This is a genomic window from Phenylobacterium sp. (assembly GCF_004297125.1).
Lineage (GTDB): Bacteria > Pseudomonadota > Alphaproteobacteria > Caulobacterales > Caulobacteraceae > Phenylobacterium.
On sequence record NZ_SCVD01000001.1, the window covers coordinates 39,583 to 65,276 of the forward strand.

General features: G+C 69.8%; 26 protein-coding genes. 11 read left to right on the forward strand and 15 right to left on the reverse strand.

Annotation, left to right across the window (positions count from 1 at the left end; all coding sequences use genetic code 11):
• Positions 1-5: 5 nt before the first annotated feature.
• Both EPO51_RS00155 and EPO51_RS00160 read right to left on the reverse strand, forming a co-directional pair.
• Positions 6-317 (reverse strand): nucleoside triphosphate pyrophosphohydrolase family protein, encoded by a 312-nt coding sequence (locus EPO51_RS00155; RefSeq protein WP_293344726.1) that lies wholly within the window; start codon positions 315-317, stop codon positions 6-8.
• Positions 318-319: 2 nt separating this feature from the next.
• Positions 320-1,165 (reverse strand): thymidylate synthase, encoded by an 846-nt coding sequence (locus tag EPO51_RS00160; RefSeq protein ID WP_293344728.1) that lies wholly within the window; start codon positions 1,163-1,165, stop codon positions 320-322.
• A 167-nt stretch (positions 1,166-1,332) separates the two neighbouring features.
• Between EPO51_RS00160 and EPO51_RS00165 the strand changes: the two genes are divergently transcribed.
• The gene (locus EPO51_RS00165) at positions 1,333-1,566 is read left to right on the forward strand and encodes a hypothetical protein (protein ID WP_293344730.1); all 234 of its coding nucleotides are present in this window, start codon (positions 1,333-1,335) and stop codon (positions 1,564-1,566) included.
• A gap of 6 nt (positions 1,567-1,572) precedes the next feature.
• On the opposite strand, the gene EPO51_RS00170 is transcribed toward EPO51_RS00165, so the two are convergent.
• Entirely contained in the window at positions 1,573-2,115 is a 543-nt protein-coding gene (locus tag EPO51_RS00170) for a DUF924 family protein (protein WP_293344732.1), read from the reverse strand.
• Between the two features lie 135 nt (positions 2,116-2,250).
• On the opposite strand from EPO51_RS00170, the gene EPO51_RS00175 reads away from it, so the two are divergent.
• Positions 2,251-3,063: an RcnB family protein gene (locus EPO51_RS00175; protein WP_293344734.1), complete on the forward strand. Its 813-nt coding sequence runs from the start codon at positions 2,251-2,253 to the stop codon at positions 3,061-3,063.
• A 15-nt stretch (positions 3,064-3,078) separates the two neighbouring features.
• On the opposite strand, the gene EPO51_RS00180 is transcribed toward EPO51_RS00175, so the two are convergent.
• On the reverse strand, positions 3,079-3,561 hold the full coding sequence (locus EPO51_RS00180; RefSeq protein WP_293344736.1) for a Fur family transcriptional regulator: 483 nt from the start codon (positions 3,559-3,561) through the stop codon (positions 3,079-3,081).
• A 111-nt stretch (positions 3,562-3,672) separates the two neighbouring features.
• Between EPO51_RS00180 and EPO51_RS00185 the strand changes: the two genes are divergently transcribed.
• Together EPO51_RS00185 and EPO51_RS00190 are read left to right on the forward strand one after the other, a co-directional pair.
• Positions 3,673-5,667, forward strand: a complete 1,995-nt coding sequence (locus EPO51_RS00185; RefSeq protein ID WP_293344738.1) for a TonB-dependent receptor — start codon at positions 3,673-3,675, stop codon at positions 5,665-5,667.
• A gap of 45 nt (positions 5,668-5,712) precedes the next feature.
• Complete coding sequence (locus EPO51_RS00190) at positions 5,713-6,807, forward strand: alpha/beta fold hydrolase (protein ID WP_293344739.1); 1,095 nt, start codon at positions 5,713-5,715, stop codon at positions 6,805-6,807.
• Here the strand turns inward: EPO51_RS00190 and EPO51_RS00195 are convergent.
• Positions 6,804-7,853, reverse strand: a complete 1,050-nt coding sequence (locus EPO51_RS00195) for a DUF4167 domain-containing protein (protein ID WP_465246580.1) — start codon at positions 7,851-7,853, stop codon at positions 6,804-6,806. The genes EPO51_RS00190 and EPO51_RS00195 overlap by 4 nt on opposite strands.
• A 261-nt stretch (positions 7,854-8,114) precedes the next feature.
• The gene (gene prmC / locus EPO51_RS00200) at positions 8,115-8,984 is read right to left on the reverse strand and encodes a peptide chain release factor N(5)-glutamine methyltransferase (RefSeq protein WP_293344743.1); all 870 of its coding nucleotides are present in this window, start codon (positions 8,982-8,984) and stop codon (positions 8,115-8,117) included.
• Positions 8,985-9,180: 196 nt separating this feature from the next.
• On the opposite strand from prmC, the gene EPO51_RS00205 reads away from it, so the two are divergent.
• Positions 9,181-9,930, forward strand: a complete 750-nt coding sequence (locus EPO51_RS00205; protein ID WP_293344745.1) for a 2OG-Fe(II) oxygenase — start codon at positions 9,181-9,183, stop codon at positions 9,928-9,930.
• 24 nt (positions 9,931-9,954) lie between these two features.
• On the opposite strand, the gene EPO51_RS00210 is transcribed toward EPO51_RS00205, so the two are convergent.
• Positions 9,955-10,725 (reverse strand): MOSC domain-containing protein, encoded by a 771-nt coding sequence (locus EPO51_RS00210; RefSeq protein WP_293344747.1) that lies wholly within the window; start codon positions 10,723-10,725, stop codon positions 9,955-9,957.
• A 98-nt stretch (positions 10,726-10,823) separates the two neighbouring features.
• Here EPO51_RS00210 and EPO51_RS00215 point away from each other — a divergent pair, with 98 nt between their 5' ends.
• Entirely contained in the window at positions 10,824-12,158 is a 1,335-nt protein-coding gene (locus EPO51_RS00215) for a YihY/virulence factor BrkB family protein (RefSeq protein WP_293344749.1), read from the forward strand.
• Here the strand turns inward: EPO51_RS00215 and prfA are convergent.
• On the reverse strand, positions 12,094-13,170 hold the full coding sequence (prfA, locus tag EPO51_RS00220) for a peptide chain release factor 1 (RefSeq protein WP_293344751.1): 1,077 nt from the start codon (positions 13,168-13,170) through the stop codon (positions 12,094-12,096). The genes EPO51_RS00215 and prfA overlap by 65 nt on opposite strands.
• A gap of 86 nt (positions 13,171-13,256) precedes the next feature.
• Between prfA and EPO51_RS00225 the strand changes: the two genes are divergently transcribed.
• Both EPO51_RS00225 and EPO51_RS00230 read left to right on the forward strand, forming a co-directional pair.
• Positions 13,257-13,835, forward strand: coding sequence for a pyridoxamine 5'-phosphate oxidase family protein (locus tag EPO51_RS00225; RefSeq protein WP_293344753.1), 579 nt, complete (start codon positions 13,257-13,259; stop codon positions 13,833-13,835).
• Between the two features lie 57 nt (positions 13,836-13,892).
• Positions 13,893-14,207, forward strand: a complete 315-nt coding sequence (locus EPO51_RS00230; protein WP_293344755.1) for a hypothetical protein — start codon at positions 13,893-13,895, stop codon at positions 14,205-14,207.
• 60 nt (positions 14,208-14,267) lie between these two features.
• On the opposite strand, the gene EPO51_RS00235 is transcribed toward EPO51_RS00230, so the two are convergent.
• The 4 genes from EPO51_RS00235 to ptsP all read right to left on the reverse strand — a co-directional run bounded on the left by EPO51_RS00235 (position 14,268) and on the right by ptsP (position 19,321).
• Positions 14,268-14,561: a hypothetical protein gene (locus tag EPO51_RS00235; RefSeq protein WP_293344756.1), complete on the reverse strand. Its 294-nt coding sequence runs from the start codon at positions 14,559-14,561 to the stop codon at positions 14,268-14,270.
• A gap of 85 nt (positions 14,562-14,646) precedes the next feature.
• The gene (ispG, locus tag EPO51_RS00240; protein WP_293344758.1) at positions 14,647-15,789 is read right to left on the reverse strand and encodes a flavodoxin-dependent (E)-4-hydroxy-3-methylbut-2-enyl-diphosphate synthase; all 1,143 of its coding nucleotides are present in this window, start codon (positions 15,787-15,789) and stop codon (positions 14,647-14,649) included.
• 45 nt (positions 15,790-15,834) lie between these two features.
• Positions 15,835-17,001, reverse strand: a complete 1,167-nt coding sequence (locus tag EPO51_RS00245) for a helix-turn-helix domain-containing protein (protein ID WP_293344760.1) — start codon at positions 16,999-17,001, stop codon at positions 15,835-15,837.
• A gap of 58 nt (positions 17,002-17,059) precedes the next feature.
• On the reverse strand, positions 17,060-19,321 hold the full coding sequence (gene ptsP, locus EPO51_RS00250) for a phosphoenolpyruvate--protein phosphotransferase (protein WP_293344762.1): 2,262 nt from the start codon (positions 19,319-19,321) through the stop codon (positions 17,060-17,062).
• 151 nt (positions 19,322-19,472) lie between these two features.
• Here ptsP and EPO51_RS00255 point away from each other — a divergent pair, with 151 nt between their 5' ends.
• Positions 19,473-20,849, forward strand: a complete 1,377-nt coding sequence (locus tag EPO51_RS00255) for a cytochrome P450 (RefSeq protein ID WP_293344764.1) — start codon at positions 19,473-19,475, stop codon at positions 20,847-20,849.
• On the opposite strand, the gene EPO51_RS00260 is transcribed toward EPO51_RS00255, so the two are convergent.
• A complete protein-coding gene (locus tag EPO51_RS00260; protein ID WP_293344766.1) occupies positions 20,846-22,084 on the reverse strand; it encodes a PQQ-dependent sugar dehydrogenase in 1,239 nt (412 codons plus the stop codon). The two genes, EPO51_RS00255 and EPO51_RS00260, sit on opposite strands and share 4 nt — an antisense overlap.
• Before the next feature lie 97 nt (positions 22,085-22,181).
• Between EPO51_RS00260 and EPO51_RS00265 the strand changes: the two genes are divergently transcribed.
• On the forward strand, positions 22,182-22,472 hold the full coding sequence (locus EPO51_RS00265) for a c-type cytochrome (RefSeq protein WP_293344768.1): 291 nt from the start codon (positions 22,182-22,184) through the stop codon (positions 22,470-22,472).
• On the opposite strand, the gene EPO51_RS00270 is transcribed toward EPO51_RS00265, so the two are convergent.
• Positions 22,469-23,164, reverse strand: coding sequence for a M24 family metallopeptidase (locus EPO51_RS00270; protein WP_293344770.1), 696 nt, complete (start codon positions 23,162-23,164; stop codon positions 22,469-22,471). The two genes, EPO51_RS00265 and EPO51_RS00270, sit on opposite strands and share 4 nt — an antisense overlap.
• Before the next feature lie 143 nt (positions 23,165-23,307).
• Here EPO51_RS00270 and EPO51_RS00275 point away from each other — a divergent pair, with 143 nt between their 5' ends.
• Positions 23,308-25,032: an alpha/beta hydrolase gene (locus EPO51_RS00275; RefSeq protein WP_293344772.1), complete on the forward strand. Its 1,725-nt coding sequence runs from the start codon at positions 23,308-23,310 to the stop codon at positions 25,030-25,032.
• Here EPO51_RS00275 and EPO51_RS00280 read toward each other — a convergent pair.
• Positions 25,022-25,642 (reverse strand): helix-turn-helix transcriptional regulator, encoded by a 621-nt coding sequence (locus tag EPO51_RS00280; protein ID WP_293344774.1) that lies wholly within the window; start codon positions 25,640-25,642, stop codon positions 25,022-25,024. The genes EPO51_RS00275 and EPO51_RS00280 overlap by 11 nt on opposite strands.
• Positions 25,643-25,694: the final 52 nt, after the last annotated feature.

The following is a 25,694-nucleotide window of genomic DNA, read 5'->3' on the forward strand; positions in this document are numbered from 1 at the left end:
CGCGCCTAAGCCGCCGGCTCCAGCCACTGCAGCCACTTGCGGCGGACCGCGGCGTCGGGGTCGATGCCGAAGCGGCGGCAGTAGAGCAGCAGCATGCACAGGACGTCGGCGGCCTCGTCGGCCCGATCATGCTCGCAGGCCTCGCCCCGGCCGCGGCTGGAGAGCCGCAGGTGCGCCTGGGCCAGTTCGCCCAGCTCCTCCTGGAGCTTCAGCAGGTACCAGTCGTCGTCGCGGGCGATGGCGTACTTGCCGGCGTAGATGTCCGAGATCTGCGCCGCGGACTCGGTGACTTCCCTGAGCGTCAGCGGCGGCTTCATCGCTAGACCGCGATCGGGGCCGCGATGGACGGATGGGCAGAATAGCCCTCGAGCTTGAAGTCCTCGAAGTCGAAGGCGAACAGGTCGGTCTTGTCGGCGATGTGCATCACGGGAAGTGGAAGCGGGTCACGTGACAGTTGTAACCGTGCCTGGTCGAGGTGGTTCAGATAGAGGTGCGCGTCGCCCAGGGTGTGGACGAACTCGCCGGGTTCAAGGCCGCAGACCTTGGCGACCATCAAGGTCAGCAGGGCGTAGCTGGCGATGTTGAACGGCACGCCCAGGAACACGTCGGCCGAGCGCTGGTAGAGCTGGCAGCTCAGCTTCCCGTCGGCGACGAAGAACTGGAACAGGCAGTGGCAGGGCGGAAGCGCCATGTCGTCCACCTCGGCCGGGTTCCAGGCCGAGACGATGTGGCGGCGGCTGTTCGGGTTGGCCTTCAGGTTCTCCACCACGGCGGCGATCTGGTCGATTACCCGGCCGTCCGGGGCGGCCCAGGAGCGCCACTGCTTGCCGTAGACCGGGCCGAGTTCGCCCTCGGCGTCGGCCCATTCGTTCCAGATGCTGACGCCGCGTTCCTGCAGCCAGCGGACGTTGGTGTCGCCCCTCAGGAACCAGAGCAGCTCCAGGATGATCGACTTGCGGTGCAGCTTCTTGGTGGTGAGGAGCGGGAAGCCCTTGGCCAGGTCGAACCGCATCTGGCGACCGAAGACGCCCAGGGTGCCGGTGCCCGTGCGGTCGCCGCGCTCCACGCCGTTCGCCAGGATATCGGCGAGCAGATCGAGGTACTGGCGCTCCGGATGATCGGGAGCGGCCTGGTGCGGCGCGGCGATGGCGACATGGGCGTTCATCGTCAGGCGAGCCTGGGTGATTCGCGGGTCACAGAACAGCGGCGTGGGCTGCCTCATCCACAAGCACTGTAAACGACCCACACGACCGTTTGTCGATTCCGGACTTGGCGTACGGTGTACGTAAGGTTAAGGGGCCTCTACAGTTCTTACGTAAGATGGATTTCCGCATGCTGATTTCCGCCTTCGCGGCGCTGGCCATGTTCGCCGCGCCCGAGACCACCCAGGCCGCCGCGACGACCGACGCCAAGCCGGGCAAGTCGGCCGAGGCCAAGGCGCCGGGCAAGACCTGCTACACCGCCACGCCCAGCGGCTCGCGCATGCCGCGCAAGGTCTGCGTGACCAACGCCGCCAAGGGCGAGAAGGCCGAGAAGGACCTCAAGGCCGAGCCCAAGCCCGAGTAGGGTCTTTCAGCCGCCGAAGCCGCCCTCGTCGAGGAACGCCTGTTCCTCGGCCGTCGTCGTGCGCCCCAGCGCGGGGTTGCGGTGCGGGAAGCGGCCGAAGCGGACGATGATGTCGCGGTGGACGTGGATCCACTTCAGCACCTCCGGGTCGCCGACCTCTTCGGCCAGGATCAGGCCGTAGTCTTGGTCGGCCATGTCCTCGGAGTGCTCGAACGGCAGCAGCATGAACTGCCGCATCTCCGGTTCCACCTCGAGGTGCCAGCCGCGTTCGGCCGCCGCACGGGCGATGGCGCGCGCCTTTGGGTCGGTGGCGAAGGCGTGGCCGGACTTGCGGTACATGTTGCGCGGGAACTGATCGAGCAGGATCAAGAGCGCCAATACGCCATCCGGCGTCCCGACCCATTTGTCGTACTCGCCCCGCGCGGCGGCGTGATGCACCGGTTCGAACTTCAGGCGGATGACGGCGTCGAAGGCGGGCTTGGCGGCATACCACTGCCGGGCGCCGGCGTTCCTCCAGAACCCCAGGATGTCGTTGGGCGTCGCGGCCAAGCGGGATCCTCCATCGCTTGTCCTGACTAACCGCGCGGGACCGGGCCGTTCAAGCGCGGTTCACGCGCGCCATGCGCATGATCATATCAAGGGACTATCGGGCCGCCTTCCGGCGCCCAGCATGGATCGATGGTGATGAAGATTGCGATGGCGGCCCTGACCGTCGTGCTCCTGGCCCAGGCGGCGCCCGCGATGGCGCAACGCGCCGAGCGCGGGGACCGTGGCGACCGGCAGGAACGTCTCGAACAGCGCGACCGGCCGCAACGCGACGGGTCGGGTGGCGACCGCCCGCAGCGCGACTGGAGCCAGGGCCGCGGCGCGCGCCCGGCCGAAGCTCCGCAGGCGCCCCAGGCCCAGGCGCCGCCCCAGGCGCCCCAGGCGGGGGACCGCGCCCGCTTCCGCGGCGACGGCCGCTATGACCAACCGAGCGTGCGGGGCGGCGACGCTCCGCGTGGCGCGGGTCAACGCGGGGACGGGCGCCGCGATTGGAACGGCCGGGGCGATGGCCGCCGGGACGATGGGGGCCGGGGCGATGGCCGCCGCGACAACGACCGCCGCGACTGGAACGGACGTGGCGACAACGACCGCCGGGACGGAGACCGCCGTGATTGGAATGGCCGGGGCGACAACGATCGCCGCGACTGGGACCGCCGCGACGACCACCGCCGCTGGGAGCGGGGACGTTATCCGCCAGCCTATTTCAGCTCGCACCGGTATCGCTACTCCTGGCGTCCGCCGAGCGGCTTCTACCTGCGCAGCTGGGGCTTCGGCGAGTTCTACCCGCGGAGCTGGTTCGGTCCGGGGTATTTCATCATCGATCCCTGGCAATACGACCTTCCGCTGCCGCCGCCAGGATACGAGTGGGTCCGCTCTGGTCCCGACGCCCTGCTGATCGACGAGTTCAGTGGCCGGATCGTCCAGGTCGTCCGCGACGTGTTCTGGTACTAGGAGATCGCCGGGGCCTCAGTGCTCCCGGCACCCTGAGCACAGCCCGCGGGCTTCGAGCGTGACCTGGCGAACCTCGTAGCCGGCGGCCGCGGCCGCGGCCATCTGCGGCGTGAAGTCCGGTTCGAACTCGGCCGCCTCGCCACAGCAGTCGCAGATCAGGAAGGCCGCCACATGCCCGCCCTGGATGCGACAGGGCACGTAGGCGTTCAGGCTCTCGATCCGATGCGCAAAGCCTAGGCGTTCCAGGAATTCGAGCGCCCGATAGACGGTCGGCGGCTTGGCCGGCTCTCCGGCCTCGCCATAGGCTGCGATCAGGTCGTAGGCTTTCAGCGGTGCGTCGGCCGCCAGCAGGAGCTCGAGCACCCGACGACGCGGCGCGGTGAGTCGCTCCTGCGTCTCCACGCAACGCTCCTCGGCCGCCGCCAGCGCGCGCGCCAGGGACGCGCCGTGCAGGCCGTGGTGGTCATGCTCTTCGTGGTGATGACAGGCGTCCGCCATGGCCTCCAGCTAACCCAGTTCACCGTCGCGCGGCAACGCGCTTGACGAATGGTTATGTTATTTCATAACACTCACGCCATTGTTCAAGTCCGACCTCCCCGAAGGCGTTCCATGTCCCGTGTCACATTCTTTGCCGCCGCCGGCGTCCTGGCGCTGCTCGCTCCCCCCGCGTACGCAGCCGACGACTCCGGCGGCGGCAAGGACCTGGCGGAGGTGGTGGTCACGGCCGCGCCCTATGTCGTGTCGATCGACTCGACCACCACCAGCGTCAACGTGGTGAAGCGCGAGGATCTCGACCTGGCGCCGTCGGCCGGGCTGGGCGACGTCCTGGCCAATCTGCCGGGCGTGCGGTCTTCGTTCTTCGGGCCGGGCGCCAGCCGGCCGGTGATCCGGGGCCTGTCCGGGCCGCGGGTGCTGGTGCTGACCAACGGCATCGGCCTGATCGACGCTTCCGGGCTGTCTCCCGACCACCAGGTGGCCAGCGACCCGCAGGAGGCCGAGCGGATCGAAGTGCTGCGCGGCCCCTCGGCGCTGGCCTACGGCGGCTCGGCGATCGGCGGCATCGTCAACATCATCGACAACCGGATTCCGTCCAAATACGTCGACGGCGTCCATGGCCGGGTGCTGGGCTCCTATTCCACCGGCGACGATGGCCGGGCGGTCTCCGGCGCGCTGTCGGCTGGCGTCGGGAACGGCTTCTCCGTGACCCTGGACGGCGCGCACCGCCGCAGCGGGGACTATGAGGTCCCGGTCGATCCGATGTCGCGCGAACTGGCCGCGGAACTGGGCCTGCCCGCGCCGTCGCGCAAGGACACCAAGGTGCCGAACACCTACGTCGACCTCGACGCCTATGGCGCGGGGCTGTCGTACGCGGGCGACCAGGGCTGGGGCGGCGTGGCGGTCAAGCGCACCGACAGCGAGTACGGCAGCGCGGCCGAGGACACGGTCCATATCGGGCTGAAGCAGACCCGCGTCGATGCCCGGGGCGGCCTGAACTTCGGCTTCGGCCCCTTCGACAGCATCAAGTTCGCCGGCGGATACTCCGACTACAAGCACACGGAGTTCGAGGGCGACGAGGTCGGCACGACTTTCCTGTCCAAGGGCTACGAGGGTCGTGTCGAGCTGGTGCAGCCCAATCGCGATGGCTGGCAGGGGGCGGTAGGCTTCCAGGGCCTGCACCGCGACTTCGACGCCATCGGCGAGGAGGCCTTGATCCCCGCCACCAAGATCGACGAGGCGGGCGTCTTCACCCTTCAGCGCCTGGACAAGGACAGTTGGGGGATCGAGGGCGGCCTCCGCATCGACACCCGCTCGATCAAGAACATCCGCGCCGACCGCGACTTCACGAATCTCTCGGCCTCGGTGGGCCTGTTCGCCCGGCCCGCCGAGGGCTGGTTCTTCGGCCTGTCGCTGTCGCGCACCAGCCGCGGCCTGACCGAGGAGGAGCTGTCGTCCTTCGGCGCTCACCCGGCCACGGGAGCGTTCGAAGTGGGCGATCCCACCCTGGACAAGGAGGTCTCGTACTCCGTCGACGCCACCGCCCACTACAGCAACGCTGCGTGGACCCTGGACCTCCACGGCTTCTACGCGGACTACGACAACTTCATCGACCTGATCCCCACCGGCGCGGTCGACGCCGACAGCGGCTTCCCGATCTTCAACTTCGTGCAGGGCGGGGCGAAATTCTACGGGACCGAGGCCGAGATCGGCTTCAAGGCCTGGCAGTCGGGCGACAAGAGCCTGCGGTTCGAAGGCACGGGCGACTACGTCCACGGCGAGACCGACGCCGGCCCGGCGGTGCGCATCCCGCCGTGGTCGCTGACCGGCCGCGCCGTGTTCCAGGACGCCGCCTGGACCGGCACGCTGGAAGTCCACACCGTAGGCGACCAGAACAGGGTGGCCGACTTCGAGCTGCCAACCGACGGCTACACCATGCTCAACGCCTCGCTGGTCGTGCGGCCGTTCGAGAGCCAGCCGGACCTCAAGCTGTTCCTCGACGCCCACAACCTGACCAATGTCGAAGCCCGCGAGCACGCCTCGTTCCTGAAGGACGTCGCCCCGCTGCCGGGCCGCAGCTTCCGTATGGGCGTGGGGTATCGGTTCTAGGCTTCAGCGCTCTACAGTGCACCCCGTGACATGGGGAGCGTGAGCATGCGGAAAGTCTGGGGCAGGGGGCTCGCGGGCGTCGCCGCGGCGGCGGTGTCGTTCGGCAGCGCGCTGGCCGCGCCGGAGCCGGCGGCCCACGACTATGTCGTCAAGGACTTCAGGTTCCGGTCGGGCGAGACCCTGCCCGAGCTGAAGATCCACTACTACACCCTGGGGACGCCAAAGACCGACGCGGCCGGCAAGGTCACCAACGCGGTGTTGATCCTGCACGGCACCGGCGGCACGGGGCGCCAGTTCCTCTCGCCGCAGTTCGCCGACGTGCTGTTCGCGCCGGGCGGCCTGCTGGATCCGGCGACGCACTTCATCGTCCTGCCCGACGGCATCGGCCACGGCGGCTCGTCCAAGCCGTCCGACGGCCTGCGCGCGAAGTTCCCGAAGTACGACTACGCCGACATGGTCGAGGCCCAGCACGGGCTGGTGACCAAGGGCCTGAAGGTCGAGAAGCTGCGCCTGCTGATGGGCACGTCCATGGGCTGCATGCACGGCTTCATGTGGGCGGAGGCGTGGCCGCAGGCGTCGCGGGCGCTGATGCCGCTGGCCTGCCTGCCGGTGGAGATCGCGGGCCGCAACCGGCTCTGGCGCAAGATGGCGATCGACGCGGTGAAGGCCGATCCGGCGTGGAACGGCGGCGCCTACACGGCCCAGCCGGCGCAGGGCCTGAGGACCGCACAGGACCTGCTGATGCTGGTAGGGGCCTCGCCGCTGCCGATGCAGAACCAGCTTCCGACCCGCCAGGCGGCAGACGACTGGCTGGCCACGGAACTGCCGCGGCGAATGCGTCCGCTGGACGCCAACGACCTGATCTACCAGCTGGACGCGTCGCGGACCTACGACCCTTCGAAAGGCCTCGAGACCATCACCGCGCCCATGACCTGGGTGAATTCGGCGGACGACTTCATCAACCCGCCGGAGTTGGGCATCGCCGAAACGGCGGCGGCGCGGCTGAAGACCACGCGGTTCGTCCTGATCCCGGCCAGCGCCCAGACTCGCGGCCATGGCACGCATACGTGGGCGGCGCTGTGGAAGGACGAGCTGGCGGCGCTGTTGAAGCGGTCCGCCAACCCGTCTTCGTCCGACTAATCTTCCGCGGACTCGGCGGGGGCCGGGGCGCCTTCGCCGCCTTCGAAGCTGCGCGGAGCGCGGCGACGGCGGGGCTTGGGCTTCTCGTCGGCCGAGTCGGCCGCGGGGGCCGGGCGCGGCGCGGCGGCCTGCAGGAAGGCCGGAGCATGGCTGGCGCCGCCCTCGGCGTCGCGCAGCATGTGGCCACGTTCCTCGGGCGCAGGATCGCCTTGCGGCTGGACCACAGCCAGCGGATCGCGGGTCGGGCGTTCGCCACGGTCTCGGTCGCGGTCCCGTCGGTCCGAGCGCTCGCGGCGGCCTTCGCCCTCGGCGCGGGGACGATCCTCGGTGCGGGGTTGTTCGTCACGCGGACGATCATCACGCGAACGATCATCACGGGGCTGTTCGTCGCGCGGGCGGTCCTCGCGGGGACGATCGTCACGAGGACGGTCATCCCTGGGGCGGTCGTCGCGCGGCCGGTCCCGGTTGCGGTCGCGGTTTTCGCGGGGCTGCCATTCCGCGCGATCTCGCGGACGATCGCGATTGGCGCCGTCGCGCGGACGGTCGTCGCGATCGCGGGCCTGCCACTCACGTTCGCGCGGCCGGTTCTGGGCCTGGTCGCGGTTCTGGTCGCGGGCCTCGCCGTCCTCGCGGGTCTCGCCGCTTGCCTCGCCCGCCGCCGCGGCCGCTGCGGCCGCCTCGTCGGCGGCGATCGACTGGGCCTGGCCCGTCTCGTCCTCGAAATCGATGTCATAGCCGGACGCGAACTGGTCGCGGCCGATGATCTCGCTGGCGGGACGGGTGGGCTGCAGGGCCCGCAGCAGGCGGAAATAGTGCTCGGCGTGCTGAAGATAGTTCTCGGCGAGGACCCGGTCCCCGGCGGAGCCCGCGTCGCGGGCCAACTGCTGGTACTTCTCGAAGACGTGCTGGGCGTTGCCGCGCACCTTCACCCCGTCGGGGCCGTTCGAGTCGAAGGCGCGATTGGCGTTGTGGGGCTGGGGCTTGCCGCCGCCACCGCCGCCACTTGAGCCGCCGCCGCCCCGATTGCGCCCGCGCTGGCGCTTCATACCCTTGAAATCTCTCATAATTTGGAAACCGTTCGGTCTTTCCCTAGCGCCCCTATCGACGCCTTGGTCTTCAGCGTGGTCGGGCCGTGGCCCGGTCAGTCATGTGAAGACGTGTGTTTTCCCCGTCTTCCGCCCGGAAGCTCATCAGCGAGAGGCTATGGAAGCGTCGCGCCTGTCGGGGCGGGGCGGGCGTCCTTCATGGGGACGCATCTACCTGCAACACCGACGAATTTGGGTGGAGACGTGATCTGATGTAGCGAGTCAGCCCGCCGTTTCCAAGGTCTTTTTCTCGCCAGCGACAACGCGGTCGCGGTCGCCGAGGTCGCGGATGGTCTGAACGAACACCGCGCCGGCCTCCTTGAACAGCGCTTCGACCGCGTCTTTCTGGTCGTAGCCGATCTCCACGGCGAAGCGTCCGCCGGGCTTCAGCACCCGCAGGATCTCGGGCGCCAGCACCCGATAGTGGTCCAGGCCGTCGGCCCCGCCCTCCAGCGCCAGGCGCGGCTCATGATCGCGCACCTCGGGCTCCAGGGTCTCGATGACATGGCTGGCGATGTAGGGCGGATTGGAGACCACCAGGTCGAACCGGTCGCCGTCGAGGCCCGCCGTCCAGTCCCCGCGCAACAGGGCGACTCGGCCGGCGAGGTCCAGCGCCGCGGCGTTGTCGCGCGCCACGGCCAGGGCCTCCTCCGAGACGTCTACCCCCAGGCCCTTGGCCGCCGGCCGCTCGGCCAGCAGGGCCAACAGGATGGCGCCCGAGCCGACGCCCAGGTCCAGCACCGACCAGGCCGCGTGTTCGGGGAAATCGCGCAGGGCGTATTCCACGACGGTCTCTGTGTCGGGCCGGGGCGTCAGGACGTCCTTGGTGACCCCCAGCATGATCTTCCAGAAGCCCTTGCGGCCCAGGATGTGGCTCACCGGCTCGCGGCGCTCGCGGCGGGACAGGTAGTCTTCCAGCCGCGCCTCCTGCTCGGGCGTCAGGGCTCGGTGAGGATCGGTCACGATATCGACCCGAGTGGCGTCGGCGGCGGCCTCGACCAGCAGGCGCGCGTCGATGACGGGGCCGGACAGCCCGGCGGCTTCCAGCCGCGCTCGAGCGCCCTTCCAGGCCTGGACCAGGTTCAGGCTCATGGCCGGCTTCTCCGAGGCTGGCGGCTGGACGCGGTTCGAACCGTCATATAACCCGCGGAAGAATGAAACTGGAGATTGTCCGATCTCCGGCAAGAGCGCCGAAGTGACCTGACCCGAGCGTATGCTTAGAAATCTGCTGCCCCATCTCGTCAAGAGTCGGCCCGCGGCTCCGCAGCCCTCTCCATACTATGCGGTCATGGCCGCGGGAGAGGAATTCGGGCAGGAGGTCACGGCCTGGAGCGAGGACTACGCGCGGGCTCAGCCCTTTCCCCACATCGTCCTGGATCGCCTGTTCGACGAAGGCCTGCTGCGCCGGGTAGGCGCGGAGATCCCGTCTCCGCTCGAGCCGAACTCCCTGTTCACGGCGGACGTCCAGCATCTCCAGGAGCGCAAGTTCGCCTGGCGCGACGTGCCGTCCCTCGGACCGGAGAGCACACGACTGATCGCGTTCCTGTCCGGCAAGCCTTTCCTGGACTTCCTGACGGCGCTCACCGGAATCCGCGGCCTGTTGCCTGATCCGCACATGTGGGGCGCCGGATTCCATCAGATCGTGGCCGGGGGCAAGCTGGCCGTCCATGCCGACTTCAACCTGCATCCGGTCACCCAGCTCTACCGGCGACTGAATCTGCTGCTCTACCTCAACGAAGGCTGGGACACGGCGTGGGGCGGGGACCTGGAGCTGTGGGACGCGGAGATGAACGCCTGCGTGCGGCGTGTGGAGCCACTGTTCAACCGGATGGTGGTGTTCAGCACGACGGACGTCTCGTTCCACGGTCATCCCGAGCCGATGACCTGCCCGCCGGATCGGGTGCGGCGCTCCCTGGCGCTCTACTACTATACCTACGAGCGGCTGACCGAGGATCCGCACTCCACGCTCTGGCGCGACCGTCCGCAGGACGGCGGCCAGGTCCAGATGGCCATGGATGGGTTCTGGGGACGCAAATAGTCCGGGTCGGATCGCGGAAGGAAGCTACGCCGCGCCCGCTGTTATCGCGTCTCCGAGGCCTACCCGGCCCGCTGATGTGACCTGGATGTAGATGCCGCAGAACATGTGGCCGTAGTTGTCGAACAGCGCCTTCACCACCTCGAGGTCGCGGATCGCGGTGGTGGGGTCCACTTCGGTCGCCGCGCAGCGGACGATGGGCTTGAATACCTTGGCTCGCGCCCAGCCGACCATCACCTCGCGGTCCGACCACTCGTTCTCGGCCCAGGCGGGCCAGCCCTCGACGTAGAGATTGGCGCGGAAGCGGAGGGGATCCAGTTCGACGCCCATCTTCTGCGACAGGTCTCGGACGCTGGCCATGTTGACCACCGAGACCTGGCCCAGCGGATGGTCGGTGAAGCGGAAGGCGCCCCGGGCGTCGACGACCTTCAGCGGCCCGCGGACGTCGCCGACGTCCAGGAAGGCGGTGAGCCAGGCGGCGAACGCATCGCGCGAAGCCGCCTCGTCCAGCCGGCCGGTGAAGGCGGCCGCGCCCGGCGCCTCGGCGGTCATCACGCCGGTCGCCTCGTCGTAGCGGGTCCGGGCCGCGGCCACCTTGGGGATCGCCGCCAGCACGGTGAACTTCTGCTTCGGCGTGAAGGCCGGCGCGTCGGGGTCGTAGCCGGACGGACCGTTCTCGACCGCCCAGATCCGGTCATGCGGAAAACCTTCGCCCGGAGCGAGGTCGACATGCGCCAACGGCTCGGGCGTGAAGCCCTTCACCGGGTGCCGATAGATGGCTGCGACATGGCCACTCATGGGCGGCTTCTGACCGAAACGCCGCCGATGCTCAAGGTCGGACGGAACGGACCGCCACGCCGAAGGGTTAGCCCGAGCGTCGCCAGGGGAGCGCTCGCGTGACCGCAGCCCAGCCATCTTCGCCGCCACGCCGGGGTCGGCGCGCGCCGTCGGTGGCCGCCCTGGCGCCCTGGGCGCTCACGGCGGCGCTCGCGGCGGCGTGGTGGAATGCGACGCGCGCGAGGCCGGTCCCGCAGCCGCTGCGCGTGGAGCCCAAGCCGCAGCCGGGCCTGAGCCGCCAGACCGTGGCCGAGCCGGCGCATTTCGAGCAGCAGGAGCCGGGGCGGGGCCGGGTGGCCGAGCGGCCGCACCACATCCCCTGGCGGGGCTGGAAGGACATCCTGTGGCGCACCTGGCGGGAGATCAGCCAGGACCGGCTGACGGTCGTGGCCGGCAGTGTCACCTACTACACCCTGCTGGCGATCTTCCCGGCGCTGGGCGTCTTCGTCTCGCTCTACGGCCTGATCGCCGACGTACGGCTGGTCGAGCAGCAGCTGGCCCAGCTCTCGACCATCTTCCCGCCCGAGGCGGTGCGGCTGCTGGGCGAACAGATGCTCAGGCTAGCGAACGGCAAGGCGGCGGGGCTGTCCTTGGCGTTCGTCGTCAGCCTGCTGCTGTCGCTCTGGAGCGCCAGCGCCGGGATGAAGTCACTCTTCGACGGCCTGAACATCGCCTACGACGAAACCGAGAAACGGAACTACGTCCTGCGCACCGCCCTGACCTACGGTTTCACCCTGGCCCTGCTGGTGTTCCTGGCCATGATCAGCGGCATCCTGGTGGCCCTGCCGCTCGTCCTGGAGGCCCTTCATGTCCGCGGGGCCTGGTTGATCGCGGCGCGCTGGCCGCTGGTCTACGTCGTCGCGGCCACCGCCTTTGGCGTCGCCTACCGCTATGGGCCGAGCCGCAGGCTGGCGCGGTGGCGCTGGCTTGTCCCGGGCAGCGCCACGGCCGCCTTCCTCTGGATGACCGGCTCGGCGGCGTTCTCCTGGTATCTCAACAATGTGGCGCGGCTGGATGTCACCTACGGATCCCTGGGCACGGTGATCGGCTTCATGCTCTGGATCTGGTTCTCGGTGATGGTGGTCCTCATGGGCGCCGAGCTGAACGCCGAGATCGAGCACCAGACCGCCATCGACTCCACCACCGGCCCGCCCAAGCCGATGGGCGAGCGCGGCGCGGCCATGGCCGACACGGTGGGCCTGCGCTTCGTGGGCTTCCGCAAGGGGACGAGCCTGCTTCTGGACATCGCGCGCCGGCAGATGCGGAACCTGCGCCGAAAGCCGCCGCCCGAGACGCCGCCGTTGGCGACGGTCGTCGAGGATGGGGCGCCTAGCCGAATTCATCCTCCAGCGCCGCCAGGCGCGCGGCCTGGTCTTCGGCGATCAGCGGATTGATCACGTCGTCCAGGGCTTCACCCTCCATCACCTTGGGCAGGTTGTAGAGGGTCAGGTTGATGCGGTGGTCGGTGACCCGGCCCTGGGGGTAGTTGTAGGTGCGGATGCGCTCCGAGCGGTCGCCCGATCCCACCTGGCTCTTGCGCGCGTCGGCGCGGGCGGTGTCCAGGGCTTCGCGTTGCTGGTCGTACAGCTTGACCTTCAGGGCCTTCATGGCCCGGGCCCGGTTCTGGTGCTGCGACTTCTCGGAGCTGGTCACCACGATGCCGGTGGGCAGGTGGGTGATGCGGACCGCGGAGTCGGTCTTGTTCACGTGCTGTCCGCCGGCGCCGGACGAGCGATAGGTGTCGATGCGCAGGTCCTGGTCGCGGATCTCGATCTCCACGTCCTCGGGTTCGGGCAGGATCGCCACCGTCGCGGCCGAGGTGTGGATCCGCCCCTGGGCTTCGGTGGCCGGCACGCGCTGGACCCGATGCACGCCGCTCTCGAACTTCAGCCGGCCGAACACCCCCTCGCCGGTGATCGCGGCCACGATCTCCTTGTAGCCGCCCATCTCACCCTCGGTGACCGAGTCGATCTCGACCCGCCAGCCGTGGATCTGGGCGTAGCGCTGGTACATGCGGAACAGGTCGCCGGCGAACAGCGCGGCCTCGTCGCCGCCGGTGCCGGCGCGGACTTCGAGGATGGCGGAGGCGTTCTCGTCGCGATCCTTGGGCGCGAGCAGCAGGGCCACCTCGTGCTCGAGCGCCGGCAGCTTGTCCTTCAGCGCCTCAAGCTCGTCGCGGGCCATCTGCGCCATTTCGGCGTCGCCGGAGGCGGCCATCTCCTCCAGTTCAGGACCCTCGGCCTTGACCCGCTCCAGCGCCATGACAGCGTCGGCCACCGGCTTCAGCTCGGCGTGCTCCTTGGAGAGGCGGACGATCTCGGCCCCGTCGGCGGCCGCGCCCATGCGCGCCTCGATCTCGCGGAAGCGGTCGAGCACCTGGTCGAGCCTGGCCTGGGGAAGTCGCACGGGTTCAGTCCTTCGAAGGGCGCTGTCTGTAGCTGGAACCGGCCCGGGCGCCAAATCCGCGCTATGGTCTGTGTGGGAGGACCGCCATGTACCACGAAGGCAACCGGCAGCTTCAGGACGCCTTCGGCAGCCGCGCGCTGGCCGATCGATTGGAGGAGAAGTTGCGCCACGACCGCTTCACCGACGGCGACGCCGCCCTCATCGCGGGCCAGAGCTTCTTCTTCCTCGCCACCGCCGACGCCGAGGGCCGCCCGGACTGCTCGTTCAAGGGTGGGCCGCCGGGGTTCGCCCGCGTGGTGGCTCCGGATCTGCTGGTGTTCCCCGACTACGACGGCAACGGCATGTTCAAGAGCCTGGGCAACGTCGCCGCCAATCCGCACGTGGGCCTGCTGTTCATCGCCATGGGCGAACGCGCCGGCCGGCTGAGGGTGAACGGCCGGGCCGAGGTCGTCGCGGACGACCCGGCGATGGCGGACATCCCCGGCGCCCAGCTTCTGGTCAAGGTGACGCCGATCGATATCTTCCCGAACTGCCCGCGCTACATCCCGCGCATGGCGATCGAGGAGCCGTCCGCCTACGCGCCGGCCGCCGGCGCCGAGCCGTTGGAGCCGAAGTGGAAGGCGTTCTCGGACTTCGCCGACGTGGTCCCGCCGCGCCGGCGGTAGGTGGAACGCTCCGCCGCCGAGGGTGTTACGGCCCCCGGTGACATACGGAGATTCCAAATGGCGACCGAACGCGTGACAGAACGCAGCGACGGCCTGACCCACGAGCGCGTGGTCGAGCGCGACGCTGGCGGCACGACCTATGTGGACTCAGGGAGCGGCTCAGGCCTCGGCGGCGTGCTGATCGGCATAGCCGTCCTGGCGATGGTGGCGATCGTGGCCTTCTTCCTGCTGCAGTCGAACCGCAACGACGCGATCCGCACCGACGCGGTGACCAGCACCGCCTCCAGCGTGGCGGACAGCGCGGCCACGGCGGCCGACAGCGTCGGATCCGCGGCCAACCGCGCCGCCGACGCGGTGACCCCGAAACAATAGCAAAAAGGCCCTCTCCGTCGCCGGAGAGGGCCTCTTCTACGCCAGGGCGGCGTGGATCGCTTAGGCGCGCTCGCCGGTCAGGGCGGCGTTGCCGAACATGCCCAGTTTGCAGTTGCCGGTCATCTTGTCGCCTTCGACCTTGGCCGAGAATTCGAGCTTCATCGGCATCGGATTGGTGATGTCGGTGCTCCAGGTGAGCGTGTCGCCGTCGACCTTGCCGGTGACTTCCTGCGCGCCCATTTCAGAATCGACCTTGCCCGTGAAGGTGTCGCCGCTGGTGGCGATGGAGACCGCCATGGTGCGGGCGCCCATGGGCGTGTTGATGGTGACTTTCCAGTTGCCGTCCGCGGACATTCGTCCCTCCCAAGAATTGGACCGGCACCTAAGCGCGGAAGGGCCGTCTGTGCAAGAGTGACGCAGGCGTCATCTTTGTAACAAACTATTCCGCAGCTTCGAAGGCGGCGGTTGTCGCAGCCTGGATCTCGGCGGCGCGGGCTTCGACGAGGGCGACGATGTGGTCGACCATACCGTCGTTGTCCTGCTTGTGGTCCGGCTTGCCGGCGACATAGACCATGCCCGCGCCCTTGCCGCCGCCGGTGAAGCCGAGGTCGGTCATCAGCGCCTCGCCCGGGCCGTTCACGACGCAGCCGATGATCGACAGGCTCATCGGCTGGGAGATGTGGGCGAGCCGCGCCTCGAGCGCCTCGACGGTCTTGATCACGTTGAAGCCCTGACGGGCGCAGGACGGGCAGGCGATGATGTTCACGCCGCGGTGACGCAGGCCCAGCGACTTCAGGATGTCGAAGCCGACCTTGATCTCCTCCACCGGATCGGCCGCCAGGCTGACGCGGATGGTGTCGCCGATCCCGGCCCACAGCATCGAACCGATGCCGATCGACGACTTCACCGTCCCGGTGCGCAGCGCCCCCGCCTCCGTGACCCCGAGGTGCAGCGGGCAGTCGATGGCCTCGGCGAGCTGCTGGTAGGCGGCCACGGTCATGAAGGGGTCGGACGCCTTCACGCTGATCTTGAACTCATGGAAGTCGTGGTCCTGCAGGATCGCGGCGTGGCGCAGCGCGCTCTCGACCATCGCGTCGGGGCAGGGCTCGCCATACTTCTCCAGCAGGTCGCGCTCCAGCGAGCCGGCGTTGACGCCGATGCGCATGGAGCAGCCGTGGTCGCGGGCGGCCTGGATGACGTCGCGCACCCGCTGCGCGTTGCCGATGTTGCCGGGATTGATCCGCAGGCAGGCCGCGCCGGCCTCGGCCGCCTCGATGCCGCGCTTGTAGTGGAAGTGGATGTCGGCCACGAGCGGGACCTTGGCCGCCCGGGCGATCTCACGGAACGCCGCGGTGGACTCCTCGTCGGGGCAGGAGACGCGGACGATGTCGGCGCCAGCCTCCTCCAGCTGGCGGATCTGCGCGATGGTCGCGTTCGCGTCGGCCGTCAGCGTGTTGGTCATCGACTGGACGGTGATCGGCGCGTCGCCGCCCACCTCGACGTTCCCGACGCGGATCTTGCGGCTCTTGCGGCGGTCGATGGCGCGCCAGGGGCGGACGCTGGTGTGGGCTTCGGCGGTCATGGCGTGGGGAAAATAGTCCGTCTGTAGGGGAAACCCAACTGCGGCCTACGGCGCGGGCGGACGCGACGCCGGCGGCGGGCGGATGATGGTCGGGGCGGCTGGCGGCGCGGCCGGCGCTGCGGTGGCCGGGCGAGGCGCGGGGGGCGGCCCCGCCGAGGCGGCGCCGAGCTTGGAGGCCAGCACCTGCTGGGCGGGCAGCACGCCCTTGGACTGGCCGGCGACGAACACCTGGAAATCGTGCGGGGCCGAGACGTCGAGGGTCAGGCCGGCGAGCTGGGGCACGCGATAGGCCTCGCCCTTGGCCAGCTGCCGGGCGAAGTAGACCGAGCCGTCGGGGCCGCGGACGATCAGGGCGCCCGCCTTGATCGCCTGGACGGTGACCACCGAGACCTGCCGAGGATTGCCGGAGTCGTAGACCCGGCCCTTGGGCGTGAACGTCGCCGGCAGCGAGGCCAGGTCGACCGGCGGCGGCTCGCCAACCCGGGTGGGCGGCGCGGCGACCGCGGGCGGGGCGTTGGGATCGGCCTTCAGCCCGGTGGCCGCGGCCAGGCCGGGCGTCTCGTAGGGCGGTGGCGTGGTGGATTCCACCGGGGCGGGCAGAGGATAGCCCAGCTCCATTGTCCCTCCCTTGAGCTGGGCGAGGGCCTTGGCCGTCTGGGCGGCGGGTGCGAGGGGCGGCGGCGGCGCGGCGGCCATCATGGCCCGCTGGGCCACGTTCCACAGCACGATGGCGGCGATGATCACCAGGGCGCCGATCAGGAAGGCCGCCACGCGCGGGTCTTTTTCCTCGATCATGCCCACCGGGGCGCGCAGGGCTTCCTCCAGCACCGGCTCGTCGGACTTGAACCGTTCGATGGCCAGATCCGGGTCGAGGCCCAGCGCGGTGGCGTAGGCGCGGATATAGCCGATGGTGAAGGGCCGCGACGGCAGGGCGTCCAGCCGCATCTCCTCGATGGCTTCGAGGTAGGCGCGCCGCACGCGCGTCCGCTCGGCCACATCGATCAGCGTCAGGCCCCGGTCGTGGCGCACGGCCTTTAGCGCCTCGCCCAGGGTCTCGTACGCCATGAGCGGATCCACGGGCGGCGGCGGGTCTTCGGGCTCCGCGGCGGCCGCCTCGGGGGCGGCGCCCGGCTGAGCGCGCAGGTTCAGCATCGCCCGCATGCGGTCGCGGCCGCTCAGTTCGCCCTTCTTGGATGTGCGTTTGCGTAACACGCGGGTCTTGGGCGCTCCTGCCGTCGCCGCATACAGTGTCTAGGGATTCGGGCGAGGATCAGACGGCGAGGTAGAGTTTGCGCGCCAGGGTTTCAATCTCGTTCCGCACGGAGCCGGCCGAGGACTTCAGCAGGGCCGAGACCCCGCGCCGCGCCGCCTCCCGGTCGCACGACAGCACCATCTGCTTTACCGGCCCGATCCCGGCCGGCGGCATTGACAGCCGTTCGAAGCCCAGGGCCGTCAGGGTGAAGGCTTCCAGCGGCCGCCCGGCCATCTCGCCGCACACGCTGACCGGCGTGCCGGTCTCGGCGCAGGCGCGCTGGATCGCCTCCAGGGCCCGCAGCGCTGGCGGGGACAGCGAGTCGTAGCGGTCGGCCACGCGCGGGTTCCCCCGGTCGGCAGCGAACAGGTACTGCATCAGGTCGTTGGTGCCGACGCTGACGAAGTCCGTCATCGGCAGCAGGGCGTCCAGGTGCCAGATCAGCGACGGCGCTTCGATCATCGCGCCGACGTCCAGGCGCGAGGGCGCCGGGCGGCCGCGCCGCTGGGCCCACGCCACCTCGGTCTCCACCAGGGCGCGGCCGGCGCGGAACTCGTCCACATTGGCCACCAGCGGGAACATGATCCGGAGCGGCCGGCCGCGGGCCGCGGCGATCAGGGCGCGCAGTTGCAGGCGCAGCAGGGCCGGGCGGTCCAGGCCCATGCGGATCGCCCGCCAGCCCAGGGCGGGGTTCTCCTCGCGCTCGGCCTCCATGTAGGGCAGCACCTTGTCGCCGCCGAGGTCCAAGGTCCGGAACGTCACCGGCAGGTCGCCCGCGGCGTCCATCACCCGGGAATACAGCGCGGTCTGGGCGTTGAACCGCGGCATCTCCTCCGAGACCATGAACTGGAACTCGGTGCGGAACAGGCCGATGCCCTCGGCGCCGGTGTCGGCCAGGCTCTCCAGGTCGACGTCCAGGCCCGCGTTCATCAGGAGCGTGATCTTCACCCCGTCGCGGGTGAACGCGGGTGTGTCCTTCAGCTTGGCGAACTCGGCCTGCCGCTGCCGGCGCACGTCCATACGCGCCTTGATCGCCGTGGCCACGTCGGGGCGGGGACGCAGATAGGCCTCGCCCGTCTCGGCGTCGACGATGACCGGGTCGCCCTCCGAGACCTTGTCGCGCAAGCCCTGCAGACGGCCGACGCAGGGAATGTCCAGGGCGCGCGCGACGATGGCGGCGTGAGACGCCGAAGAGCCTTCCTCCAGCAGCAGACCGCGCAGCTTGGTGCGGTCGTATTCCAGCAGGTCGGCGGGACCCAGGTTCCGGGCGATCAAGATGGCGTTGTCCGGCAGGTCGCGCGCCACGCTGCCGGCGCCGGAGAGGTGTCGCAGCAGCCGGTCGTTGAGGTCTTCCAGGTCGTGCAGCCGCTCGCGCAGATAGGGGTCGCGGGCCTGGCCCAGCCGGGCGCGGTGCTCGGAGCGCACGCGCTCGACCGCGGCCTCGGCGGTCAGGCCGTTCTTCACCGCGTCCTCTAGGCTGCGGTTCCAGCCCCGGTCGTGGGCGAACATCCGGTAGGTGTCGAGGACGTCGTAGGACGCATCGACCAGGCCGTGCTGGCCCTCCAGCATCTTGTCGATCTGGGCTTTCAGGCCGTCCAGCGCCGCGGCCAGCCGCGCCTCCTCGGCCACCACGTCGTCCGAGAGGAGTTGGGAGGAGGCGACCGGCGGCTCGTGCAGCACGGCCACGCCATAGGCCAGGCCGTCCGCGAACTTCGAGCCCTTCACCCACTCCGGCCGCCGCGGCGCCAGCTCGACGCCTTCCAGTTCGCCGACGCTGATCAGCTCGCCGGAGGCCACCATCTCGGCCAGGACCATGGCGACGATCTGGATGTCCTCGACCTCGTCCTCGGAATAGACCCGCTCGGTGCGGTTCTGGACCACCAGCACCCCGATCACGCGGCCGCCGCGCAGCAGCGGCACGCCGAGGAACGCGTGGTAGGGGTCTTCGCGGGTTTCCGGCCGGTAGGAGAACGCCGGATGCTCGGGCGCGTCGGCCAGGTTCAGCGGCCGGCCCAGGCGGATGATCTCGCCCACCAGGCCTTCGCCCGGCTTCATGCGGGTCACGTGGACGGCGCTGACGTCGAGGCCCTCGGTGGCGAACAGCTCCATCTCGCCGCTGGCGCGCCGCAGATAGATCGAGCACACCTCGGCCACCATGGAGAGCGCGATGATGCGCACCACCATGTCGAGACGCTGCTGCGCGGGGCCTCCCCCGGCGAGCGCTTCGCGGATCTGCCGAAGCAGGCTCCGCTGTCCGCGTATGGCGACAGGCGCGGCCATCCTTGGGTGAATTTCCTCCCTTACCCTTTGCCGAGTCCCTAACAGTTTTATCTTTCAGAACCGAGACCTAAAGGCCGGTTTTGCCCCTCCGGATGCAACTGCACAGCCTGCAGGCATGGCGATGGCCGCCGCGGCGGACTAGCTTAGATAGGTGCCCCTCGACGATCTTCCCAGGACCCTGCTGATCCCGCCGGCCGTCGAGCCGCCGGAGGCGCCGCTGCCCTATTTCCACGCCTTGTGGAAACTGCTCGACAACCCCATCGAGGCCTGGCCCAGGGCGGTCTACGAAGAGCCGTTCTACCAGCGGGGCGACGAGCGGCAGACGTTCCTCTACGCGGCCGACCCGGCCATGCTGAAGGACATCCTGCTCGACAAGGTCGAGGCCTTTCCCAAGGACTGGATGTTCGACCGGGTGACCAAGCCGGCGCTGGGCGAGGGCCTGCTGACCGCACAGGGCGAACACTGGCGCTGGCAGCGCCGCGCGGCGGCTCCGGGCTTCCGGCCCGACAACGTGGCGGCCATGACATCGGCCATGGTCCAGGCCGCCGAGGCGGCCCTGGCCCGCTGGCGCGACCGGGGCGAGGGCGCCCGGCTGGACATCGCCACCGAGATGACGGGCATCACCTTCCAGGTGATCCTCGACACCATGCTGTCGGGCGGGGAGGGGATCGACGTACCGGTCGCGGCGCAGAAGATCACCGACTACCTGGAGACCCTGGGCAAGATCACTCCCGCCGACCTGCTGCAGTGGCCCACCTGGACGCGGGTGGCCCTGGCCCCGCGTGGGCACCGGGCCATGGTCTACCTCAAGGCCATGGTCGACCGCATGGTCGCGCGCCGTCGGGTCGAAGCCCAGCGCGACGACCTCGTGGACCTGCTGATGCGGGCCCAGGATCCGGAGACCGGCCGGCGGATGAACGACGTCCTGCTGCGCGACAACCTCCTGACCTTCATCGGCGCCGGTCACGAGACCACGGCGCTCGCGCTCACCTGGTCGCTCTACCTGCTGGGCCGCGATCCGGGCACGGCGGCGCGGGTCCGGGCGGAGATCGCTCGCGTGGCCGGCGACGCTAGCCTGACCCACCAGCAGGTGGAGCAACTCACCTTCACCCGCCAGGTGATCCAGGAGGCCATGCGCCTCTACCCGTCCCTGCCGCTGATGAGCCGAATGTGCGCGGAGGACACCGAGGCGGGTGGCCATCCGGTCAGGAAGGGGACGTTCGTCTTCATCCCGATCTACGCCCTCCACCGCCACCGGCGCCTATGGCGAGACCCGGACGCCTTCGACCCCGACCGGTTCGCGCCCGACGAGAGCGCGGGGCGCCACCGCTTCGCCTACCTGCCGTTCGGCGGGGGCCCCCGGGTCTGCATCGGCCAGACCTTCGCCCTGATCGAGGCGGTGGCGATCCTGGCGACCCTGGTGCGCGGCGCGACCCTGGAGCCCGATCCGGGCCACCGCATCCGTCCCGTCATGCGGGTCTCGATGCGGCCCCAGGGCGGGATGCCGATGACCTTGCGGCTGCGTTAGCCCTTCGGCGTCAGCTTGATGATCGCGCCGGCGGGGCCGTCCTTCAGGACGTACACCGCCCCGTCCGGACCCTGGCGGATGTCGCGGAGGTTCAGCGGCCCGGGGACCTCCAGCCGCTCTTCGCCCACCACCTTCTCGCCCTTGAGCGTCAGCCGGGTGATGAAACCGCCCGGCAGGCCCTGAGGCTGCTTGCCCGAGATCAGGATGCTGCCCTTCCACTTCGGGAACAGGTTGCCCGTGTAGAAGATCATGCCGGACGGGGCGATCACCGGGTCCCAATAATAGAGCGGCTGCTCCATGCCCGGCCGCTGGGTCTCGCCGCCGGTGATCGGGGTCTTGGCCGGGCCGTAATTCACGCCGTAGCTGATGGTGGGCCAGCCGTAGTCCCTGCCCTTGCGGATCACGTTGAGCTCGTCGCCGCCCTGCGGCCCGAACTCGACCTCCCAGAGTTCGCCGGTCTGCGGATGCAGGGCCGCGGCCTGGACGTTGCGGTTGCCGTAGCTCCAGATCACCGGCTGCGCGCCCGCCTTGCCGACGAACGGATTGTCCTTGGGGACGGAACCGTCGGGATTGATCCGCACGATCTTGCCCAGGCCGCTGGCCAGGTCCTGCGCCTGCTTCTGGCCGGCGGGGATCGAGCGCTCGCCCTGGGTGACGAACAGCTTCCCGTCCCGCGCGAACACCAGCCGCGAGCCGAAGTGAAGGGGCGAGGCCAGGGACGGCGTCTGGCGGTAGATTACCGCGAGGCCTTCGATCCTCGGCGTGGGTCCAGCCACCAGCTTGCCGCGCGCCACGGCGGTGTTGTTGGTCCCGTCGGCCTGCGGCTCGGCGTAGCTCAGGTAGATCAGGCCGTTGGCCTTGAAATTGGGGTCGAGCGCGACATCCAGCAGGCCCCCCTGGCCGCCGGAGCTCACTGCCGGCACGCCCTCTACCGCGGCCCCAGTCAGCGTCCCGTCCTTGGCCACGACGCGCAGCTTGCCCGCCCGGCGCTCGGTCACCAGCATCCGGCCGTCGGGAAGGAAGGCCAGGGACCAGGGGTACTGCAGGCCCTGGGTCACGACGCTGGTCTGGAACGCCACGCCCAGCTTCTGCTCCGGTGCGCGGGTCTGGCCCGCGAAGGCCGGCTTGTAGCTGGTGATCGGCGGCCGGGTCTCGACGCCTGCCGGCTGCGCGCATGCGCTGGTGGCGAAGGCCGCGACCGCGGCGGTGACGGCCAGCTTCAGGCTCACGGACATCGGCATCTCCTGTTGGCGGCGCACCCCATTGGCGCCGCCGTCCCGGGCGTTATGTAGACCGTCTGCCTAGTGCCTCATCGGCTGACGGGGAAGAGAGATGCGTTTGAGATCGACCGGCGCCGCGATCGCCGCTCTCGCCGCCTTGGCCCCGGGCTCGCCCTCCGCGGGTCAGGCCCCGGCCGCCCCGCGCGGCGAGGCGATCTACGTCGAACGCTGCAAGGAGTGCCACGAGTCCGGCGACGAACGGGCGCCGCAGCGCGCGGCCCTGGCGGCCAAGCCCGCGGCCGAGATCGTCGCGGCGCTCACGACTGGCCCCATGGCTCCGATGGCCGAGGGCCTGGCTCCGGAGGACAAGCAGGCCGTCGCCGCCTATCTGACGGCCCACTAGGCGGCGGCCGCCTTCACGTCCGCCGTCCGGATCAGCAGGTCCTCGTAGAAGGCGCCGATCGGGCGGGTGGGGTGGGCGATCTGGATCTCCAGGATCCACAGGCCGGCGGCAGGCACGCCCTCGAAGTCGCCCAGGGCGCCGGCCTTGTAGATCGCGTGCGGGAAGTCCGAGACGCGGTGGCCCTTCACGTCCCAGTTCAGGGTCCAGCCCATCGCTTCTGCCCGGCCCTTGGCGAACTTGTAGAGCGCCTCGCCGGTGACTCCGTCGTCGCGCCACCGGGCCGCGACCTCGTCCCACAGGGTCCGCGCCGCCTGGGCGCAGGCATGCATCTCGGCGTCGTCGCCCACCACGAAGGTGTCGCCCGCATCGCCCTCGTGGCCGTCCCAGACCGCCCCCAGGTCGACGTAGAAGATGTCGTCCCGCTGCAGGACATAGTCGGGCTGGAAGTTGGCGTGGAAGGTCAGGGTCGTGCCGGCGCCGAAGCGGACGACGTTCTTGTGCCAGAGGCGGTCCATGCCCATCGCCTCGAGGACCTCCTGGGCGATCTCGTTCCCGCGGCCCTCGGAGACGCCCGGCCGGATCTCGGCGGCGATGCGGCGGACGGCTTCGAAGGTCAGGTCGCGGGCCTTGACCATGGCGGGCAGGGAGAACGTTTCGCCGACGGCTTCGCGGCGCGGGTTGGGGTCGGACATCGGAAGCTCAGGTTGAAGAGTGATATAAAGATATCCTTATATCATATTCGAGTAGCGCGCCAGGGGCGCAGGGCGCGGCCCGCTTGAGCTTTCGGCAGCCGCAGCCCATCGTCGCAACCAACGACAAGGGACGGGGAGTCGAGATGCGCAAGTGGCTGGCCTTCGCGCTCGCCTGGGCCTTGATCCTGGGCGGATCGTTCCTGGCGCACTGGGTGCAGACCTCCGGCGGGACCGTGACGGTCACCGAGGTGCGCATCCCGGCCGAAAAGGGCGTGATCGTCGCGGGGTTGCTCTATACGCCCGCGACCGCCACCGCCGCGAAACCCGCCCCTGCGGTGCTGGCCAGCCACGGCTACATCAACACCCGCGAGATGCAGAGCCCGTTCGCCATCGAGCTCAGCCGGCGGGGCTTCGTGGTGCTGGCCATGGACATGACGGGCCATGGCTACTCCGGCGGCATCGTCGGCACGGCCGGCTTCGGCGGTCCGGCGGCGCTGCGCTACCTCAAGAGCCTGCCGTTCGTGGACAAGGCGAACATCGGGCTGGAGGGCCACTCCATGGGCGGCGGGCCGATCCTGGCCGCCGCAGCCGAGGACCCGGCGGGCTACCGCTCCATCGTGCTGGAGGGCTCCACCCCCGGCCTGCTGGGCGCCAAGGCGCCCGCGAACCCGAAGAACCTCGCCGTCGTCTTCGGCCAGTACGACGAATTCGCCGGCCTGATGTGGGGCGTGCCCAAGGGATCGGAGGTCGCGAGCTCGAAGAAGCTGCAGGCGATCTTCGGCGTGAGCGGTCCGGTGCAGGAGGGTCGCCTCTACGGTTCGATCGAAGACGGTACGGGCCGCATTCTGGCCAATCCGCCTATCACCCACCCCTGGGAGCACTTCTCCAGCGCCGGCGTCGGCGACGCCGTCGACTGGCTCCAGCGCACCCTGCCGGCGCTGGCGGCCAAGGCGTCGCGCGACCAGGTGTGGCTGTGGAAGGAGGTCGGGACCCTGATCGCCTTCGTCGGCATGGTGGGCCTGATCCTGGCGACCTTCGACCTGTTGCTGGGCCTGCCGGCCTTCGCCCGCCTGGCGCAGCCCGCCGAGCCGCTGGCCGAGCGCCGCGACCGGCGCTGGTGGCTGTCGCTGGCCATCACCGCGGCCCTGCCGGCGCTGACCTACTTCCCGCTGATGAAGTACGGGCAGCTCTTCTTTCCGATGGCCGCGTTCCCGCAATGGGTCCAGAACCAGCTCCTGGTCTGGGCCCTGGGCACGGCGATCCTCACCCTGCTGATCGGCCTGGTCGTTCGCCGCAAGGCGGCCTTCACCAACCGCTGGGGACTCTCCATCGCGGCGGCGGTGGTGACGATGGCGGTGGCCTACGGTTCCCTCGCGCTCGTCGATGCGCAGTTCAAGGTGGACTACCGGTTCTGGGTCCTGGGCCTGAAGCCTCTCGACGCTACGCGGGCCATGCAGCTTCCCGGCTACCTGATCCTCTGGAGCCTGTTCTTCCTGGTGGCGATGCGCTCGTTCGCGGCCAGCATCCCGGTGCGGGGCGAGGGCCTGTTCGCCGCCATCTCCTGGGGCAAGATCGCTATGGCCCTGGGCTTTGGCGTGCTGGTGATCTGGGAGTACGCGACCCTGTTCGCCACCGGCCTGCTGGCGACGCCCACCGAGCCGCTGAACGTGATTGTCGCCATCCAGTTCGTGCCGCTGCTGGGCGTGGTCGGGATCATCGGCGCCTGGACCTACCGGCGCACCAACTCCTACGTGCCTGGCGCCTTGATCTGCGCCCTGCTGATCAGCTGGTACGTCACCTCCGGCACCGCCAACCACTGGCAGCCGGGCTTCGAGCCGCAGCTACCGGGCGCCCCGGCTAAGAAGTGATGCGATAGGCGCAGCGCCGCGCCCCGGCCAGGATGTGGTCGGTTCGCTCGACGCTGACTCCCGGCCCCAGGGCCTCGCGGAACACCTGGAGCTCGGCGCGGCAGAATCCCTGGCAGGCGGCTGCCGCCGCGCAGATCGGGCAGTGGTTCTCCACGAAGAGGAAGCCGCCGCCAGGGTCGGGCGTCCAGTCGGCCATATAGCCTTCCGCCGTCCGAATTTCGGCCAGGCGGGCGACGCGGGCCTCGAGGCTCTCCGCGCTCGCCATCGCCTGGACATAGGCCTTCGCCGTCGCCTGCTCGCGGCGCACGATCATCCGCTGGACGCCAGCCTCGCCGAACTCGGCGCGCACGGCGTCCAGCATCTCCAGGGTGAGCTGGGCGTGGGTGTCGGGGAACCGCGCCTGGGCGGCCGGCGTCAGCGCCCAGATGCGCCGGGGCCGACCGACGCCGCGCCGCTCGTCCAGGTGATCCACCAGCCCGCCGGCCACCAGGCGCTCCAGATGCTGCAGGACGGCCTGACGGCTGATATCCAGTGCGCCCGCCAGCGCCAGGGTCTCGGCCGGACCCCGGGTCTTGAGCTGGAACAGGATGCGGTCGGCGGGCGCGTTCATTTGACAATCGATAGATTGCAAAATTGGCGACGCCCGTCTACCTGAATTCGAC